The sequence below is a fragment of the Rhodococcus sp. AW25M09 genome, from assembly GCF_000333955.1.
GTDB lineage: Bacteria > Actinomycetota > Actinomycetes > Mycobacteriales > Mycobacteriaceae > Rhodococcoides.
This window is the reverse complement of record NZ_CAPS01000055.1, coordinates 30,096-44,753: the sequence shown is the minus strand read 5'-3', so window position 1 is coordinate 44,753 and position 14,658 is coordinate 30,096. Positions and strand designations below refer to the sequence as shown.

Below are 14,658 nucleotides of genomic sequence, written 5' to 3'. Positions count from 1 at the left end.
GCGACTGGTCGAGTTTACCCGTAAGCCGACGGTTCCCCGCGCCACCCTCAGGTCTGTGACCTGCGCCACCCATTAGTCTTGGTTCTCATGGGCAAGGTGAAGGCCAAGGATATCTCGGGAATGAAGCCCAAGAAAAAATGCTGCCGCAAGAAGGTTCGGTGCCTCACCTGCCCCGTGGTCATCATGCGAATGAAGAAGCTCGAATCGGCAGGCGCAACCAAGAAGGACCTCAAGAAGGGCCTGAAGACCGCCCGGGCGAAGTGAGCAGAATGTCCTGCAGTTCAGGCAGCCAGAGTCGGTCCGCATCGACCAGATCCATCGTCGGCAACGCGTCCGCACCCACCCACCGCAGAGCCGAATGTTCCAGCGCCGCAGGCGTTCCCGAGACGAGCACCGCACGGTAGGCACGCAGCACCAGCCCGCCGGGGAGGTCGACGTCACCGCGCAATGCGGCTCCGATCGCGCACTCGACGCCCAGCTCCTCACGCAGCTCCCGCGCCAGAGCCTCCTCCTCGGACTCCCCCGGCTCGACCTTTCCGCCCGGCAGTTCCCAGCGTCCGGCCAGCTCCGGGGGACGAGTCCGCTGCGCGAGCAGCAGCGAGCCGCCATCGGTCAACGCGGCTGCGACAACCACAGCGGTGGGGGTACCGGACATGCCACCATCCTTCTATGACCGAATTGCTGACCGACCGCGACATTCAGGACGCCCAGCTCACCGACTGGACGGTAGTGCAGAAATCCTTGACACGAACCGTCGAGCTGACGTCGTTCCCAGCGGCGATCGACGCGGTGAACCGCGTGGCCGAGGCCGCAGAGGAGGCGGACCACCACCCCGACATCGACATCAGATGGCGGACGGTGACGTTCGTACTGTCGACACATTCGGCCGGGGGGCTCACCCAGAAGGATGTGGATTTGGCGCGTCGGATCGATGCTCTGATCGCGGCGTGCTGATTCACACGGTCGTTCCGCGGGCTCCACTCCTGACGCGACCGGCACAGGCGACCCAGCCGAGGAACAGAGCCGATCCGATCACGTCGACCGCGCCCGCCCACGCCTCGAATGCGGGACGGGGAATGGTCCAGATCGATTCCTGGAAGAAGCTGAGCAACCACGGCACGCCCACCATGACCGTCACCAACCAGTAGCCCGCGACGACCCTGGCCCCGGTGACGGTGCGCAGCGGCCCGTGTACCAGCCAGATCACCATCGGGATCACCCAGATCCAGTGGTGCGACCAGGAGATCGGCGAGATGAGCAGGCCGAGCAGTTGGACGATGACCAAGGTACCCAGGTAGTCGCTGCGATCGATCGCACGCCATGCCGCGATCGCCAGGACCGTCGCGATCGCTGCGGCTGCAATCCACAGCGGTCCCTGCCCGACGTCGGAGCCGACGATCCGGCTGAGGGCCCCACGCAGTGACTGATTCCAGACCGAGCCGACCGGGCCGATGCGATCGGCGTCGCCGAGCAGGGTGGTGAAGTAGGTGGCGGCCTGATGACCGAGCGCCGCGTAGCTGACCGCGACCGTGAGTGCGAAGGCCACTGCCGAGAACGCCGCGGCCTTCCACCGCCGAGTCGCCAGAAAGTACAGCCCTGTGATGGCCGGAGTGAGCTTGATCCCAGCGGCGAAGCCGACGAGTCCGCCTGCCACCCACCACCGAGTGCTGCGGACCGCAAGGATCGCCAGTAGCACGAGGAACACGTTGACCTGGCCGTAGTCGAGCGTCGTCCGTACGGGTTCGGACCACAGCCCCAGAGCAGTCCAGAGCGTCGCGATGCGAACCCAACGAGGTTCGGCGCTGCGTTCTTCGCCCAGAATCATCGACAGCGTCAGCCGCACCACTGCGAACAGCGCGACCATCGTCGCGGCCTGCCACACGACCCCGACCAACGTGAACGGCAGGAAGTGCAGGGGAAAGAACACCAGCGCCGCGAACGGCGGGTACGTGAACGGAAGCGGAAAGTCCGGGGTCTGCACCGAATACGTGTAGTCGTACAGATTGTCGCCGAGCAGTGCGGCGGAGCCCTCGACGTAGACGTGCAGATCGACGAGGTTCATACCGTTGGGCGTCACGAACGCCCAGACGAAGCGGCTGATCACCGAGATTGCCAGCAGAACGGGGGCCAGCCGAACAATTCGGTTCACGGTGCGTGCGGTTCCGTTCGGTATAGATGCCGTATATCGATCGCTGAGCCTATAGGTCGCCTCTTACCTTCCCTAACTGCACGGGCGGCCGAGTAACATTTGCATCACCTTTAACACTGACCACTCCAGTAACACGCTATCGTTTGGCCCCTACGGAGAATTCGCACCGTGGAACACATAGACTGCCCTGGCATAGATGCGACGGGGAGGGCTCGACCGCAACGGCTGTACATCGGGGATTGCGCTACATAGAGTGACCCCTCGAGCACCGGCTGTCGCCGAGGGCCCGCGTCATGATCAGAATGGGGATTATCACCGTGCTTCGTACCCGCGGAACGCGTCGCGTCGTTACGGCATTGGCCGTAGCCGCAGCCGCCGCACTCGTCGTACCGACCAGCGCATCCGCACAGCCACTGGTGCCCATGGCCCCAGCTGACCTACCTGCGGCACCGACTGATCCCGGCGCGCTGATCGCTCAGTTCTTCCCCGCACCCGGCGAGCCGTTGCCCGATCTTCGCGACGTCGAAGCACTTGCTTCGTTTGCGCCTGCCATCGTCGGAGCTGCAGCCGGGCCCGCCGATATCGGAGCCGCGCCGGCCGCAGACCTGCTGGGTCAGGCCCGTGCCTTGCTTGCGACGGCGCAGCTTCCGGAGCAGCTGAAGTCACTGCTCGAGACGGTCATCACGTTCCTCGACGGATCCGGCGGCGGCGGCCCCGAGCTGCCTACCGACGGCCCGGTCATCGCCCAGTTCTTGTACCCGACACTCGGCACGGGCTGCATCTCCGACACCGCCGATTCCGTCGGAACTGCTCTCGCAGTCCCGGGCCCGGCCACCCTGCCTCCTCCCGGACCGGGCGCGGGCCAGGCAGGCTTCGTCTTCACCGCGCTCGGCACCGCTCCGATCGCCGCCGAGCAGACTGCACCTCTCACCGTTACCTGGCTCAACATCGACAACCGTCGATCTGGAACGCAGGACCTGACCGGCGCAGCGATGATCAACACCGACGGCCCCGCGACACTGTCGGCGATCGCCGATACCGGACCCGGACGCGTGCTGTCGGTCATCTCCGGCTCGATCACCACGCAGTCGCAGGCAGATCCCGCAGCCGCTCCTCGCAGCTGCACCTTCCTCCCTACGATCGGCACGGTCTACGTCCCGTAGCTTCACAGGTACCGAATGCACGTCACCCCCGGCTGATACCAGCCGGGGGTGACGTGCATTCGAGCGTGTTGCGAAATAGGAAATGTGGCAATCGCCGGACGGTGCGCGCCGCAACAAAGCCGATTCGCAAACGATGAATTACATCGATGGAATTCAGAAGATATCGGCGGTGGATTTCGACCACTGCCCGTAATCGGCCTTCAGCACATTGTTGATATCGACCTTGACTCCTCCGACAGAATCCTTGTCGATGCGGATTTGATGGATATGAGCCGCCGGATGAACGAAGCCCTTCGGCGATCCCCAATTGTGCTGCCAATACCATTGGCCCAGACCTGCCACCGAGGCCAATTCGATGGTCGGCGCATTGGCGTAGATGCCCGTGTTCTCGGCTCCGATCACCGACTGCCATCCCAGGATGTACGGCACGATCGCAGTCGCGAACTCCGCTGCGGTGGGGTTGTCGTCTATCGAGACGTAGATCGGGCGGTCCGCAGGACCACCGGCAGCCAGGTGCAGATCGAGGCCACGCTCGGCATGCCTCACGCCCGCGGCATATCCGCCACGCCAATCGGAGGTGTCCCCCTTTCCGAACTGGTAGTTCGAGACAACTTCCAACCCTGCGGACGTGAGCGACTCGGCTTCGGGCTTGAGCATCGGTTTGCCGATCATCCACTTGGCATCGGGACGGCGGTCGGAGACGTACCGGACGGCCCCGAGGTGACCGGCCTCCTTGATCGCCGAGGCGGACGGCACCCCGCCCGAATAGTCGACGAGTGTTCCCAGTCCGGCCTCGGCATGTGCAGTGGTCGTTCCCAGGGCGACCAATCCGACGGCGGCAGCGGACCCTGCAGCGGCGTACTTGAACAATCCACGTCGCGAAACCTGCACAAAAATCTCCGTTGTCGTTCGATCGCCGCGGCGCGCCTACCTACAGAACTGCACCACCGCTGCTAATTTGTGATCTTTTGTCGTATCCCACCACAATCCCATCGGTACCGCCAGCCCCATAGTTCACACCCCGCACGTTGCCCCGTGGTTCACACCGGCAACTCGAGCACCGCGAACGCAGGCATGAATAGGGTGGGTAGGACGATGCACGGACGAACACGCGAAGGAGTGGATGGACATGGGCGTAACTCTCGCCAAGGGTGGAAATGTCTCACTGACGAAGGAAGCACCGAACCTGACCGCCGTCTCCGTCGGACTGGGCTGGGACGTGCGCAGCACTACCGGCGGTGACTTCGACCTCGACGCCAGCGCCATCGCCCTCGGTTCCACCAAGAAGGCGCTGAGCGACCTCTACTTCGTCTTCTACAACAACCTGCGCTCTCCCGACGGCGCCATCGAGCACACCGGCGACAACCGGACCGGAGAGGGCGAGGGCGACGACGAGAGCATCGACATCGACTTGGCCGCGTTGACCCCGGAGATCGACTCCATCGTGTTCCCGGTCTCCATCCACGATGCCGATACTCTGGGGCAGAACTTCGGTCAGGTCGTCAACGCCTTCATCCGCGTCGTCGACAAGTCCGACGGGCGCGAGCTCGCCCGCTTCGATCTCAGCGAGGACGCCTCCACCGAAACCGCCATGGTGTTCGGCGAGCTGTACCGTCGCGGAGCCGAATGGAAATTCCGCGCAATCGGCCAGGGCTACGCCTCCGGCCTGGAGGGGATCGTCCGAGACTTCGGCATCGACGTGGGATGAGCAGCGTGGACGGTCTCGATCGAACCGTCTCGAGTGAACCGTCTCGATTCAACAACGGTACGTGCCAGAACTTGTGGCGCTCAGATCATGTGTGGTGGTATCAGCGCACATGCAACATTGGCCACATCAGTCACAGGAGTCACACATGTCTCGACGCCTCAGCCGCTTGGCGGGCGCGGTCGCGCTCTCCTGCGCGGCATTGCTCGCAGTTCCCGCCACTGCGGCGGCCGATCCGGCACCGACCGATCCGCTGGCCCAGGCGATCGCCGCTTTGCAAGGCCAGGGCGGAGCCTCGCTGGAGGCCGCGACCGCCATTGCCGATTCGCGTACCCCGGTCGCCGAGGACGCGAGCGTCGATCCGTTCGCTGCGCTCGATGCTGCCAACAAGGCTCTGACCGACTTCGGCATCACCCCGTTCTTCTACCCCACCGCAGCCATCAACTGCGCCGCGACGGCAGGTTCGCCGCTGGGCATCGTTCCGGGTGTCGCAGGCGGAGCGGCCGGCCCGTGGCCTCGACTGACCACGCCCTCGATCCCCACGATTGCGGGCCTACCCTCGATACAGCTCCCCGAGCTCAATGCCGTCGAACAGGGCGAGACGATGTTCGCCTTCGTCCCCGCCGGCATCGTGAACGATTCGGCCGACAAGACCGGAATGCAGGTCGCCTGGTTCAACGTCAACACGCTGCAGGGTGGCTTCGCCGACTTCGGTGGCCTGGCGACCACGCTCGCCCAGTCGATCCTCGCCAACTCCGGCATTCCGGACGAACTGAAGGCCCTCGCGGAGCCCTTCGTCGTCGACGCCATCAACGCCCTACCTGCCGCCGGTGCCCGCGCTGTACCCGTCGAGACCGGATCGGGAACCGTTCTCGCCGCGGTGTTCGGCACGGTGAACCACAAGGCTCTGGACGGCACCGACAAGAGCTGCTTCTTCTTCCCCACCGTCGGGCTGATCAACGTCGCCTGACGAGCACCGTCGGTTCCGAAAGGCCCTGCAGCGCAACGCTGCAGGGCCTTCTTTCTGTTCAGACTGCAACGATCCGGCCCAGCCGGCCCAGCACTGCCTGCATCTCGGTGTGTTCCGAGCGGGCCGCCCAGGGACGCTGCTTGTTTCTGCCGCGCATCTGCATCGTGGCCCCGGCCAGCAGGTCACCGTTGGGGGCGAAATGAACCCTGACGTTGTCGTTGAGCGAGCGCCCCAACGCGAAATCTCGGAAGCCACTGCGAAAACCGTGCGGAAACAGCGGCGCATCGGGTTCGTTGAACTTGCCACCGACGAACACCGGGCTACCGGTGCGGAAATCACGACACTGCGCGATGAATCCGTGGAAGGCCTGCCCCCTCTCGCGTCCGTAGTAGGCGATTCCCACCCGCCCGGACCCGGTGGCCGTAATGGCCCCGAAGCGGGCATCACGTACCCCCGGTGCCGAGACCACCACCGGCCTCGACCAGCTCACCGCTCCGTCGGAGGACCACGCAGCATGGAGCAATCCGTCACGGTCCGGCCACACCACGAAGACGTTTCCCTCGTCGTCGACGGCGATCGACTCCGGCACCAGATATCGTGAACCGCGCAGCAGAAAATGCAACGGATTGTGGTACCTCGCCAGCGCAGAACCGGGAACCATTCGAACGTCCCAGGTCAGACCCTCGTCGCGACTTGTTGCCACGGCGAACCGTCGACCGTAGCGGCCGCCGATGTAAACAGTGCCGTCCGCAGCGACGACGCCCTTGCCGAATGCGACGTACTCCCGGCCCGGTAGCCCGGGAATGTTCTTGGGATCGATATCGAAACCGCCCGCCACCTCCCACTTCACGCCGCCGTCGAAGGACCGCCAGATCACGTGACGGGTGACGTTGAGCAACGGCCGAACTCGCACCGCGAACGGAGTCGGAGCAGACAGATACGTGACTCGCCCGGTGCTCGAGGTGCGCGGCCCGCCGAATATTTTCGCGTCCATCCGGGCTTTGGATGCCACCTTTCGGGTGCGCCAGGTTTCACCGCGATCCTCGCTGACTCCGAGGGTGAAGCCCGTTCGCAGCGGACGTGGCGGCATCGCGTCGAATCGGCCCGCGTGCATGAAGAGGCGGTCGGCCACGTCGTCGAAATACAGATACGACCGATGGCGACAGCTCTGCACGCCCTGCGGTACCGATGCGCGCCAAGACTCTCCGAAATCCGACGAGCGCAACACACCGATGCCGTCGACGGTCAATGCCGGGGCGAGAAATACCGTGTTGTCCGCCGCTACCCCGAGCGTGCAGGCCGCGGAGCCGTACTCGGTGTAGGAGATGTCGGTGACGTAGTCGGCCAACGCGGCGGCGTTGGTCGACGAACGTAGGCCGGCGCGGTACCCCGAGGCCACTCTGGGCGTCACGACTCCCACCCTGTGGTGCCACTGCGCCGCGAACGCGAGGGCGGACGATGCATTGCCACAGGTTAGCGCCGATGCCGCTGGAAATCGGCAAGGCCACCGAAGAAGTCCTCGGCTCGCGCTGGTGACAGTTCACAGAACGAGACCGGTCCGTTTGCTACCCCAGAGATTCTCGCCGCGGCGAATAGGCTCGTCGGGTGCCCCGTGCCCGAATCGACGACAACCACCCCGAACGCCACTCGACGACGCCGCGCCTGCACCCGGCCGATGCGCGTGCGTACTGGATGTCGGCAAAGATTCCGAGCGATCAATTCTTGCTGTTCTGCTTCGATCACGGACCCGAGAACCTCGACGCCGAGGTGACGCGATTGTACGAACGCAGCACTCGAATCGATGTGCTGCGCACACACATCACGGACGCGCCGCTGCGCCTGGACTATCCCCGGTGGACCACAGCGAATCCGCGCTCCGACGCGATCTCCGTCCACCAGAAGCCGCGTACCTGGCGGGAGTGCCTCGACGCGATCGCAGCGTCGTTCGAGCATCAAGTCGACCCCCGGGTGTCGGTGTGGCACCTGCACCTGTATCCGAACGTCGCCGACGCGCCCGGCGGCGGCCGGCCCGCCGCTGTTGCGGTGCTGCAACTTTCGCACGCAGCCGCCGACGGTTCAGTGGCAACGCAGACTGCTCGCGATCTGCTCGGCAGGCACCGGCTCCCGCCCGCACCCGTCGGCGACTCGCGTTCCACCGTTAGCCGAGCTGATGTCCGTATCCCGTTCCGCTGCAACCTTTCCGCTGCACGTGACCTCGATGATTCGCTTCGGACCTCGTGCTCGACGCGATGCGGAACTCCTCGGACAGGCCACCGACTCCGGGGCGATCCCCCCACCGGCGCGCTCACGCCCATTGACCGCCGTCGACGTTGCGCCCAGCGGCCGGACGTCCATTCGGACCATCGTGCTACCCAAGGCCGAGTTGCAGTCCGCCGGCACCACCATCACCACCTTCGCGATGACTGCGATATCGGTGGCCCTGCAACGCTTTCTCGGCAATCCGCCCGATCTGGCCGCGGAGGTGACCCTCGCCAGACAAGCACGGGGCGACGCACGGAACAACTTCGGCAACGTCGGCGTCGGGTTGTACCTCGAAGAACCGGATATTCTCACTCGCAGCCGGCTCGTCTCGGCCGATCTGACCGCGCGCAGAGCGCGCGCGAATCATCCACTGTCGGTAGCGGCCCGTGCATCACAGGACGCCGCCGAGGCCCACGTGCCTGCGTTCCTGGCCGAATGGGGCGTTGCACAGTTCGATCCGACCGTGACTCCGCCGACGGTCACCGGCAACACCGTCGTATCCAGCGTCTCGCGCGGTGCTGCGGACCTCACGCTTTGCGGCGGCTCGGTCCGCTTCACCGCAGGCTTCCCCGCGCTCTCCCCTGCCATGAGCCTGACCCATGGAGTCCATGGCATCGGCGACACCGTCACCGTCGGCATCACCTCCAACAGCGCGGCCGTCCCCGACCCGGATGGGTACGAGGCGCTTCTTCGTGACGCCCTACGTGAAGTACGCGCTGCACTTGCATGATCGGGACCGAACTGCCAGGGAGTTCTCAGCATTTGCCGGGGAGCGGGCTCAGGTTCGCGCACCACACTGATACCCATGAGCCAGGAACAAGTCACCGTACTCGCCGTCGGAGGTACCGGGGAATCGCGTCCGTCCGACCGACGGCCGCGGGTGACCGGACTGCTGGCTTCCGTGATGGGCGCCCTCGACGACCGATTCATCGGCCAGTGGGTCGGCTACCCGGCGTCGTACGGTCCCGTCGCGCTCGGTGGCCTGTCCTTTCGGCACAGCGCAGCGATCGGCGTCCGACGCCTGCGTCGTGCGATCGAGGGCACCACGGGACCGATCACGCTGATCGGATACTCCCAGGGAGCGAGCGTCGTGCGCGAGGTCCTCGGTCTCGTCGACGACGGAACGATCGACGGCAGTCGCATCGTTGCCGCAGGCCTGGTGTCCGATCCGCAACAACCGGCAGGTGCGGTGAGCGAGTGCACCGGACGCGGCGTCGCCGGCGTGGGTCCGGCTCTACCGGAGTCGATTCCGATCCGCTGGATCGGCCTGAAGTCCGACATGATCTGCAACGCCAGTGACGACAGTCTGATTCGCGACATCGCCGACCTCACCCGATGGATGTCGTTTCGTACCCCCAAGATCTGGCTGCGAGAATTGTGGACATTACTGCGCAGCAACAGCTTCCAGAACGCAACCCGAACCCGCCTCCGGCCCTCGCAGTGGAAGAAAGATGTTCGACGCCTCCGCACGGCAGCCGCCGAGCTTGCCGGCTATCTGCCGCAGTCGATGCGCTGGCATCGGTTCGAGTGGGCGAACCCCGGCGGCGGTCGGCACATTGCCTACGCGCGCGAACCGTACGAAGGCGAATTCACCGGCTGCCAGGTACTCGCGCGCTGGCTCATCGAACAGGCGGATCTGCGAGAGAACGAGCTCAGGCCTGCTCTGCCACAACCGCGAGTTGCCTGAGGCCCTTCTCGAAGTCCGGTGCGACCAGCTTGTCCATGATCGGGAACACTTTCCCGATCAGCCTGAAAACAACGTTCTGCTTGCCCGACATTCGCCAGGTCACGCGCGTGCCGTCGGCAGTCGGCTCGAGCAGGAACGTCGTGACGTTCCGATTCTCGAACGGCTTGGTGAACGCGAGGTCGAGAACGATTCGCCGAGCGGGAACCGACTCGATGATGGTCATCGTCCCGGCCCCGGCTCTGCGGTTACCCGACCACGCGTACGAGGCTCCGACTCCAGCGTCGGGACCGGCGTATGTGCGCATCAGATCGGGGTCGATGCCTTCGTAGGGCGACCACTTCACCCACTCGTGAAAGTTGTCGATCAGTGCGTGCACGGTTGCGGCGTCGGCCCGCACGACGGCCGAGCGTTCCACGAGCACGGGAGCGGCTTCACCGGCCATTTGGGAGTCGCTCAACTTCGCTTGCACAGGCAGAAGATGTGCCCCACGGGATCGCGGAACACCCAGAACGAGGACTGAGCGTGGTCGATCAGTTCGGCCCCGGCATCGACGACGAAATCTCGTGCCTGCTCCATGTCGTCCACCACCAGGTCGAGGTGAATCTTGATGCCCTCGCTCGGCCAGTCGATCGGGGTGAATTCCGGTGCCCGTTGGAATGCCAGACGGAGTTCGCCCGGGCCGTGGATCACCACCCAGTCGCCGTCGTCGCGCACCGACTCCCAACCGAGGATGGTGCTGTAGAAGCGCGCCAGCGCAGCCGGTTCCGGGCAGTCGAGCACCGTGTAGTCGACGGTGATCCTCGGTGTCGTCATAGCGGTCAGAATAACGGGATTCACCCAGGTAACGTCAATAAACATGCCAGTTGGTTTTGTATCTGTCATCGTGCCGGCCTTCAACGGTCTACCCGATCTCGACGTTCAGTTGGCAGCGCTCGCCGCGCAGGACTACGAGGGCGAGTTCGAGGTCATTCTCAGCGACAACGGGTCCACCGACGGGCTCCGTGAGCACGTTGCGCACTTCGAGTCGCCGCTGAACATCCGCTGGATCGACAGCTCCGACGTCAGGGGTACCCCACACGCGAGGAATGCAGGGATCGACGCGGCCAACGGCGATTTTCTGGCCTTCACCGACCAGGACGATGCCGTGTACCCGAATTGGCTCACCGCCCTGACCCGGGCAGCGGAATCCTTCGACGCAGTCGGGGGACCGATCGAGGTACGGACACTGAATTCGGCGGAGGTGTCCACCTGGCGAGTGGTTCCGGCGCCGGAGGAGCGATTCGACACCGAGTATCTTCCGTACGCGCACGGCAACAATTTCGGGATGTGGCGGCGCGTCGTCGACGAAGTGGGAAAGTTCGACGAGACCTTTCTCGGTGGCGGCGAAGACGCCGACCTCTCCTGGCGCATTCAGCAGGCCGGCCTGACTCTCGGCCACGCACCCGACGCGATGGTGGCCTATCGACTCAGGACGACGGCCCGTGCCGCTTTCCGACAAGGCATCGGCTACGGGAAGTCTGCCTGGCAGGTCACCCACAAGCACGAGCCGAACGGAGCACAGCAGCCAACCGTCCGTTCGTTGCTGCTGTTCGCATACGGGTTGACCCTCAGGAATCCCTGGGTGCCCGAGTCGCTCTCACCTCTACCGAAAGGAATGTGGGCGATGAGCGCGGGCAGCCTGCGCGGCACGGTATCGCTGCGGTTCAAGCACGCGCTTGCAGATAATCTGGTCAGCCGCCGACTGTGGGGGCAATGGTCTCGAACCACGCCTCGTGCAGGTGCTGCTCCCAGTGGTTCCACCAGTGCACACCGGTGCCGGTGATCTTGACGTTGGGCCGTCCGCCTGCCGCCTGTAGGAGGGGCACGAAGGCGCGACTGCTCATACCCGCTGCAGTTTCGAGCGGCACCATCTGCGCGAACCTGACGGGGTCGAAGCTGCTGCTCGTCGGGTTGAACACAGGGTCCGTTGCGGGTGAGCCACTTCCCGAGGAAACGTAGACCGCCGTATTGCGCAGCGCGCCGACGTTGAGCGACGGGTCGTTGCGGATCCAGTCCGCGGAAGGCCACGCACCCCACATGTTGCGAGCGTTGCCGCCCATCTCGCCCACGGCCACCGAGATGCCCTGCGCGAATCCGGGACTGCTCGCGGTCGGGTAGCCACTGAACGAGGCGACCGCCTTGTAGAAGTCCGGGCGGTGTGCGGCGAGGTTCAGTGCCGAGGTGCCGCTCATCGACAGGCCGGCCACGGCGTTGTTGACGTTGTCACTGCCGAAACGATCGGCCATGAAGGGCGGCAGTTCCTGGGTGAGGAACGTTTCCCACTTCACCCGTCCGAGCTTGGGGTCGTCGCGCTGCCAGTCGGAGTAGAAAGTTCCGCCGCCGCCGAACGGAATGACCACGTTGACGTGCTTGTCGGCGAAGAAGCTTTCGACGTCGGTCTCGATGAGCCAGCCGCTGTTGTCCTCGGGTGCGCGGAGGCCGTCGAGGAGATACAGCGTGGGAGCGGGTCCGCCACCGGCCGCTGTGAGGACCTTGATCGGGATGTTCTTGTCCATCGACGGCGAGTACACGTAGACGAGCTCGGAGTCGGCCTTCGCCACACCGGTCCCCATCAGCACCGTTGCCATCGTGGCGACCAACACCGCCACCACAGCGAGCACCAGACTTCGTATCCGACCATGCAGCATGGAGATTGTCCCCTTGTTCGTATCGACCGACCGTCTCGGGGAGGGTAACAGCCCGATCACGGGCCCGCCTCTTCTAGCGCAGGGGGTTGCCTAACGCAGGGGTTGTCTAACGCAGGGGGTTGTCGACGATCCACCACGCGGCGTAGGGCGGCATCCACACCGATCCGGCGTCGTCGACGTGTAGATCGTGCTGCGATAGCACCTCGGTCGGGGCCGGGATGCCGAGCTCGATCAGCTGAGCGTGCGGGAAGGCTCGATGCTCGGCCGTCACGTTGTAGAGGCCGAGCAGCGTGCCGCTGGGATGACGCCTGCGCACCACGAGCAGACCGTCATCGGTATCGGTCTGCACGTCCACCGGTGCCTCGGCGTGCAACATCGGGAGGCCGGCACGTACCTTCGCGATGCGGGCGATACCGTCGAACACCCGTTGCGCATCGCTCCCCTGCTGGAATCGGCCTTCTCGATCGGCATCGGTCACGCGCGGCCGATGCACCCACCGGTTGTCCTCGGCATGAGCCGGTTCGTCGGCCCAGTTCGCATTCCCCGGGGAGCCGAGCTCATCGCCGCTCCACACGACGGGAATACCGCCCCAGCTGGCAATGATGGCGTGCGCCAGAAAGATTCGCCCGAACGCGCCGTCGGGATCGAGACGCGACGGGCCCAGCCCGGTGAGCGCGGACGCGGTTCCACTGATCCGGCGGTCGCCGGTGTCCCGGTTGTACTGGAACACCAGGCCTTCGGCCCAGGAGCCGTCGAATTCGCCGGAATACCAGTCGGCCAGAAAGTGTCGATGCCCTGCGCCAGAGAGTCCCAGTGAGGCTGCGTCGCCGTCGTCGATGGCCCAGCCGATGTCGTCGTGGCAGCGAACGTACGTCACCCAGGTGCCGCTGGGCGGCGTGGGTGGCAGCGACGCCAAGGCGTGACGCGCCAATGCCGTACTGCCCGTTGCCAACATCGACCACACCTGCACCATCAACGAGTTGTGGTACGCGATGTCCGATACTCGACCCGTGTGCCGGCCCTGCCCGAGATAGGGCAGGAGGTCGCGGGGTCCGTCGATCGCCTCGGCCTTGAACAGGGTCGCCGGAGCAGCGAGTCGAGCGGTGGCGCGCAGAGCCTGGGTGACCGCGTGCACCTCGGGTTGATTCTGACAGTTGGTACCGAGCCGCTTCCAGAGGAATGCAATCGCGTCGAGGCGGAGCACCTCGACGCCCAGGTTGGCCAGATGCAGGACTATGCTCGCGAACTCCTGCAGCACAGCGGGATTGGCCCAATTCAGATCCCACTGCCATTCGTTGAACGTCGTCCACACCCATTCGCCGAGTTCGTCGTCGAAGGTGAAGCTGCCGGGTGCGAAGTCCGGGAACACCTCGGGGAGCGTGCGCTCGTAGGAGTCCGGGGTGGTTCGATCGGGATAGATCAGGAAGTAGTCTCGATACTTCGGATCGCCGGCGCGCGCCTTCACCGCCCACTCGTGTTCGAGGGCAACGTGATTGAGCACGAGGTCGACCACAAGGCTGATGCCGCGTGCACGAAGGGTGTCCGCGAGCGCACGCAGATCCTCGTTGGTGCCCAGGTCTTCTCGCACCGCGCGGTAGTCCATCACGGCGAATCCTCCGTCGTTGTCACCGGGCCGAGGTTGCAGCAACGGCATCAAGTGCAGATACGTGACGCCGAGGTTCGTTAGATGGTCGAGACGTTCGCCCACGCCGCGCAAGGTCTGGCCGTACCGGTCGACGTAGCAGGCGTAGCCGAACATGTCGGGCTGCTGAAACCAGTCGGGCTCGAGCAATCGGCGCTGATCGAGCCGATGCAGATCCTCGGCGCGGGCTGCGTACGCACGCGCTGCGATCTCGACCAGTGTTGCCGCCACGGCGTCGGGGTCGGGGTAGACGGCAGTGACCGCGTCGTGCAGATCGGGAAACCACTGCTCGAGACGCAGCTGGAACGTCTCGCGTCGATGAGCAGGCAGTTCGGCGAGGATGTCGCGGGTGACGTCGGAGACCGTGGGGTGCGCCATGGACTCATCATGGCA

The 14,658-nt window shown here is 65.0% G+C and carries 16 protein-coding genes; 8 read left to right on the top strand and 8 right to left on the bottom strand.

The genetic code is table 11. From position 1 onward, the window contains the following. The first annotated feature begins 87 nt into the window (after positions 1 to 87). Entirely contained in the window at positions 88 to 264 is a 177-nt protein-coding gene (locus RHODMAR_RS28655) for a hypothetical protein (RefSeq protein WP_086000251.1), read from the top strand. Here the strand turns inward: RHODMAR_RS28655 and RHODMAR_RS10440 are convergent. After that, positions 230 to 655 carry a (deoxy)nucleoside triphosphate pyrophosphohydrolase gene (locus RHODMAR_RS10440; RefSeq protein ID WP_008714207.1) on the bottom strand — a complete coding sequence of 142 codons (426 nt, stop codon included), beginning with the start codon at positions 653 to 655 and terminating at the stop codon, positions 230 to 232. The genes RHODMAR_RS28655 and RHODMAR_RS10440 overlap by 35 nt on opposite strands. Positions 656 to 669: 14 nt before the next feature. Here RHODMAR_RS10440 and RHODMAR_RS10435 point away from each other — a divergent pair, with 14 nt between their 5' ends. Further along, complete coding sequence (locus RHODMAR_RS10435) at positions 670 to 954, top strand: 4a-hydroxytetrahydrobiopterin dehydratase (RefSeq protein ID WP_008714205.1); 285 nt, start codon at positions 670 to 672, stop codon at positions 952 to 954. A 1-nt stretch (position 955) separates the two neighbouring features. Here RHODMAR_RS10435 and RHODMAR_RS10430 read toward each other — a convergent pair whose 3' ends face one another. Further along, complete coding sequence (locus RHODMAR_RS10430; RefSeq protein WP_081605958.1) at positions 956 to 2,173, bottom strand: mannosyltransferase; 1,218 nt, start codon at positions 2,171 to 2,173, stop codon at positions 956 to 958. A 278-nt stretch (positions 2,174 to 2,451) separates the two neighbouring features. On the opposite strand from RHODMAR_RS10430, the gene RHODMAR_RS10425 reads away from it, so the two are divergent. Further along, positions 2,452 to 3,312, top strand: a complete 861-nt coding sequence (locus tag RHODMAR_RS10425; protein WP_008714201.1) for an Rv1157c family protein — start codon at positions 2,452 to 2,454, stop codon at positions 3,310 to 3,312. A gap of 153 nt (positions 3,313 to 3,465) precedes the next feature. On the opposite strand, the gene RHODMAR_RS10420 is transcribed toward RHODMAR_RS10425, so the two are convergent. Then, complete coding sequence (locus RHODMAR_RS10420) at positions 3,466 to 4,203, bottom strand: DUF1906 domain-containing protein (RefSeq protein ID WP_008714199.1); 738 nt, start codon at positions 4,201 to 4,203, stop codon at positions 3,466 to 3,468. A 238-nt stretch (positions 4,204 to 4,441) separates the two neighbouring features. On the opposite strand from RHODMAR_RS10420, the gene RHODMAR_RS10415 reads away from it, so the two are divergent. Together RHODMAR_RS10415 and RHODMAR_RS10410 are read left to right on the top strand one after the other, a co-directional pair. Beyond that, on the top strand, positions 4,442 to 5,020 hold the full coding sequence (locus RHODMAR_RS10415) for a TerD family protein (RefSeq protein WP_042938708.1): 579 nt from the start codon (positions 4,442 to 4,444) through the stop codon (positions 5,018 to 5,020). 145 nt (positions 5,021 to 5,165) lie between these two features. Continuing rightward, positions 5,166 to 5,987: a hypothetical protein gene (locus RHODMAR_RS10410; protein WP_008714194.1), complete on the top strand. Its 822-nt coding sequence runs from the start codon at positions 5,166 to 5,168 to the stop codon at positions 5,985 to 5,987. A gap of 58 nt (positions 5,988 to 6,045) precedes the next feature. On the opposite strand, the gene RHODMAR_RS10405 is transcribed toward RHODMAR_RS10410, so the two are convergent. Further along, on the bottom strand, positions 6,046 to 7,398 hold the full coding sequence (locus tag RHODMAR_RS10405; protein WP_157226054.1) for a sialidase family protein: 1,353 nt from the start codon (positions 7,396 to 7,398) through the stop codon (positions 6,046 to 6,048). 759 nt (positions 7,399 to 8,157) lie between these two features. Between RHODMAR_RS10405 and RHODMAR_RS29015 the strand changes: the two genes are divergently transcribed. Then, entirely contained in the window at positions 8,158 to 8,979 is an 822-nt protein-coding gene (locus RHODMAR_RS29015; protein ID WP_051047938.1) for a WS/DGAT domain-containing protein, read from the top strand. A gap of 75 nt (positions 8,980 to 9,054) precedes the next feature. Beyond that, positions 9,055 to 9,936 carry a PE-PPE domain-containing protein gene (locus tag RHODMAR_RS10395; RefSeq protein WP_008714186.1) on the top strand — a complete coding sequence of 294 codons (882 nt, stop codon included), beginning with the start codon at positions 9,055 to 9,057 and terminating at the stop codon, positions 9,934 to 9,936. Here RHODMAR_RS10395 and RHODMAR_RS10390 read toward each other — a convergent pair. Beyond that, positions 9,902 to 10,378 carry an SRPBCC family protein gene (locus RHODMAR_RS10390; protein WP_008714184.1) on the bottom strand — a complete coding sequence of 159 codons (477 nt, stop codon included), beginning with the start codon at positions 10,376 to 10,378 and terminating at the stop codon, positions 9,902 to 9,904. The two genes, RHODMAR_RS10395 and RHODMAR_RS10390, sit on opposite strands and share 35 nt — an antisense overlap. Before the next feature lie 11 nt (positions 10,379 to 10,389). Beyond that, positions 10,390 to 10,749 (bottom strand): VOC family protein, encoded by a 360-nt coding sequence (locus RHODMAR_RS10385; protein ID WP_042938688.1) that lies wholly within the window; start codon positions 10,747 to 10,749, stop codon positions 10,390 to 10,392. Positions 10,750 to 10,792: 43 nt separating this feature from the next. Between RHODMAR_RS10385 and RHODMAR_RS10380 the strand changes: the two genes are divergently transcribed. Then, positions 10,793 to 11,758, top strand: coding sequence for a glycosyltransferase (locus RHODMAR_RS10380; RefSeq protein WP_008714179.1), 966 nt, complete (start codon positions 10,793 to 10,795; stop codon positions 11,756 to 11,758). Here the strand turns inward: RHODMAR_RS10380 and RHODMAR_RS10375 are convergent. Both RHODMAR_RS10375 and RHODMAR_RS10370 read right to left on the bottom strand, forming a co-directional pair. After that, positions 11,667 to 12,623, bottom strand: coding sequence for an alpha/beta hydrolase (locus tag RHODMAR_RS10375; RefSeq protein ID WP_042938687.1), 957 nt, complete (start codon positions 12,621 to 12,623; stop codon positions 11,667 to 11,669). The genes RHODMAR_RS10380 and RHODMAR_RS10375 overlap by 92 nt on opposite strands. Before the next feature lie 106 nt (positions 12,624 to 12,729). After that, positions 12,730 to 14,643, bottom strand: a complete 1,914-nt coding sequence (locus RHODMAR_RS10370) for an alpha-amylase family protein (protein WP_008714174.1) — start codon at positions 14,641 to 14,643, stop codon at positions 12,730 to 12,732. Between the last annotated feature and the right edge of the window lie 15 nt (positions 14,644 to 14,658).

What these genes read in the sequence shown, in the direction of transcription:
- RHODMAR_RS10415 (WP_042938708.1), top strand. Translation starts at nt 4,442, where the DNA reads ATGGGCGTAACTCTCGCCAAGGGTGGAAATGTCTCACTGACGAAGGAA.
- RHODMAR_RS10410 (WP_008714194.1), top strand. Translation starts at nt 5,166, where the DNA reads ATGTCTCGACGCCTCAGCCGCTTGGCGGGCGCGGTCGCGCTCTCCTGC.
- RHODMAR_RS10395 (WP_008714186.1), top strand. Translation starts at nt 9,055, where the DNA reads ATGAGCCAGGAACAAGTCACCGTACTCGCCGTCGGAGGTACCGGGGAA.
- RHODMAR_RS10390 (WP_008714184.1), bottom strand. Translation starts at nt 10,378, where the DNA reads ATGGCCGGTGAAGCCGCTCCCGTGCTCGTGGAACGCTCGGCCGTCGTG.
- RHODMAR_RS29015 (WP_051047938.1), top strand. Translation starts at nt 8,158, where the DNA reads ATGTCCGTATCCCGTTCCGCTGCAACCTTTCCGCTGCACGTGACCTCG.
- RHODMAR_RS10375 (WP_042938687.1), bottom strand. Translation starts at nt 12,623, where the DNA reads ATGCTGCATGGTCGGATACGAAGTCTGGTGCTCGCTGTGGTGGCGGTG.
- RHODMAR_RS10435 (WP_008714205.1), top strand. Translation starts at nt 670, where the DNA reads ATGACCGAATTGCTGACCGACCGCGACATTCAGGACGCCCAGCTCACC.
- RHODMAR_RS10440 (WP_008714207.1), bottom strand. Translation starts at nt 655, where the DNA reads ATGTCCGGTACCCCCACCGCTGTGGTTGTCGCAGCCGCGTTGACCGAT.
- RHODMAR_RS10380 (WP_008714179.1), top strand. Translation starts at nt 10,793, where the DNA reads ATGCCAGTTGGTTTTGTATCTGTCATCGTGCCGGCCTTCAACGGTCTA.
- RHODMAR_RS28655 (WP_086000251.1), top strand. Translation starts at nt 88, where the DNA reads ATGGGCAAGGTGAAGGCCAAGGATATCTCGGGAATGAAGCCCAAGAAA.
- RHODMAR_RS10385 (WP_042938688.1), bottom strand. Translation starts at nt 10,749, where the DNA reads ATGACGACACCGAGGATCACCGTCGACTACACGGTGCTCGACTGCCCG.
- RHODMAR_RS10370 (WP_008714174.1), bottom strand. Translation starts at nt 14,643, where the DNA reads ATGGCGCACCCCACGGTCTCCGACGTCACCCGCGACATCCTCGCCGAA.
- RHODMAR_RS10425 (WP_008714201.1), top strand. Translation starts at nt 2,452, where the DNA reads ATGGGGATTATCACCGTGCTTCGTACCCGCGGAACGCGTCGCGTCGTT.